The following is a 1,940-nucleotide window of genomic DNA, read 5'->3' as shown; positions in this document are numbered from 1 at the left end:
GTGATGGGGCGGGCGGGGCGCCTCAGCGGCTGCGGATGGCGCTGGTGGTGAAGAAACCGGTGGCGGCGGCGGTGATCAGGGCGCAGACGGCGAGAAGGATCGTACGTCGCATCGAAGTGCCTTTCCCGAGAGTGATGGTGGGGTTCTGCACAACGCGGGACGGCCCCGAGCCGCTTCGCCGCCCGGCCGATGCCACCCGTACGGACGCGCCCGGTGGGGCGTGCGGAGGGCGTGGCGCATCAGGGGGCACCGCGCAACACCGCGATTTCGGTCGACCTGGTTCGGGATGCGGCCATCGCGGTGGCTGCGGGCCGCTTCCGCCGCCGTCTGTGGCTAGACCGGTGCACAGACGTTCGTGCGAGGGGGAGGACTTGTCGTGCTGACCATCAACGTGGCCGTGCTGCTCGCGGTGATCATCGTGGTGCGGCTGCGGCGCCGGACCGAGGCGCGGAGCCGTAACGACGAGCAGGTGACCGTGCTCATCGTGCTGATCTTCGGTGTTCTCGTCGCACCCACGGCCTTCGGACAAGGTGTCGCGGACGTGGTGGGACAGTTCGCGACCGGGCTTACGGAGGCGGGCCGTTGAGGCATCCGGCGGGCCCGGTGTGACCCTCCCCATTGCGGTGGCGGTGTGGCGCCGCGAACATCGGCTCACACGAATTTCCGAATAACTGTTATCCGGGGCTCCCTCAGAGATCTCCCTTGTCACGGACAGCACGGTTCGGCGTCGACGACAGGGAAGCGGCAATGAGTACTCAGCACACGGTGGAGCAGGCGGCCCTGGTGACCGCTGCCCGAGGGGGCGACCCGGCGGCACAGGACGCTCTGGTCAGCGCGTACCTTCCGCTGGTCTACAACATCGTGGGCCGGGCGCTGAACGGCTCGGTGGACGTGGACGACGTGGTCCAGGAGAGCATGCTCCGCACGCTGGACTCCCTGACCGCGCTGCGCGACCCCGGGAGCTTCCGGTCCTGGCTGGTGGCCATCACCATGAACCAGATCCGTGCGCACTGGCAGCAGCGGCAGTTGGCCCACGGCAGCCCCGTCGAAGAGGCCGGGGAACTCGCCGACCCGGGCGCCGACTTCGTCGATCTCGCCATGATGCGGCTTCAGTTGTCCGGCCAGCGGCAGGAAACCGCGCGCGCCACCCGCTGGCTGGAGCCCGACGACCGGAGCCTGCTGTCCCTGTGGTGGCTGGAGTGCGCCGGTGCGCTGACCCGGGCCGAGGTGGCCGAGGCGCTGGAGCTCTCCCCGCAGCACACCGCGGTCCGCGTGCAGCGGATGAAGGCGCAGTTGGAGGCCGCCCGTGTCGTCGTGCGGGCGCTCGATGCCCCGCAGCCCTGCGAGGAACTCCGGGGCGTCCTGACGGGCTGGGACGGACGCCCCTCGGCGCTGTGGCGCAAGCGAATAGCCCGGCACGCGCGCGACTGCACGCGCTGCTCGGGGCTGTGGAGCGGGCTGCTGCCCGCCGAGGGGCTGCTGGCCGGCCTGGCACTGGTGGCGGCGTCGCCCGCGCTGGCGGCGAGCATCCGCTCGGCCCACGATGCCTCGGCCATGGCCGGATCGGCCTCCCCGCTCGGCGCCGGCGAGATTTCCGGCGACGCCGTCCCGGCCGCCGGCACCGGCGAGATGTCCGCCGACGCCGTACCGGCCGCCGGCAGGCGCCGCTCCGCCGGTGGGCAGCCCACCGCCCGCGGTGCCGCCCGTCGCAGGCGGCGCACGCGGCGCCGGGCCGTCGGCGCGGCGGTCGTGGCCGCCTGTGTCACGGGCGGCGGCATCTACTACTTCGGCACCCAGCCCGGCGAGGAGCCCGGCGGGCGCACCGCGGCACGGACCGCCGACGAGGCGCTCCGCACGGACCTCCCGACGCCCGGCGCCACACCCTCTCCATCGGCCTCCACCTCCACCTCCCCCTCTCCCTCCCCGTCGGCGTCCCCGTC

Annotated in this window: 2 protein-coding genes; both read left to right on the top strand. The window is 72.9% G+C overall.

What is annotated here, in order from left to right:
- Nucleotides 1-376: 376 nt before the first annotated feature.
- On the top strand, nucleotides 377-586 hold the full coding sequence (locus P1P75_RS41300; RefSeq protein ID WP_319265137.1) for a hypothetical protein: 210 nt from the start codon (nucleotides 377-379) through the stop codon (nucleotides 584-586).
- Nucleotides 587-747: 161 nt separating this feature from the next.
- Nucleotides 748-1,940, top strand: a 1,193-nt coding sequence (locus P1P75_RS41295; RefSeq protein ID WP_319265134.1) for a sigma-70 family RNA polymerase sigma factor, incomplete at its 3' end; no start/stop codon positions are given.

The sequence above is a fragment of the Streptomyces sp. ID05-39B genome (assembly GCF_033794725.1).
Lineage (GTDB): Bacteria > Actinomycetota > Actinomycetes > Streptomycetales > Streptomycetaceae > Streptomyces > Streptomyces bobili.
This window is presented reverse-complemented; position numbering and strand designations above follow the sequence as displayed.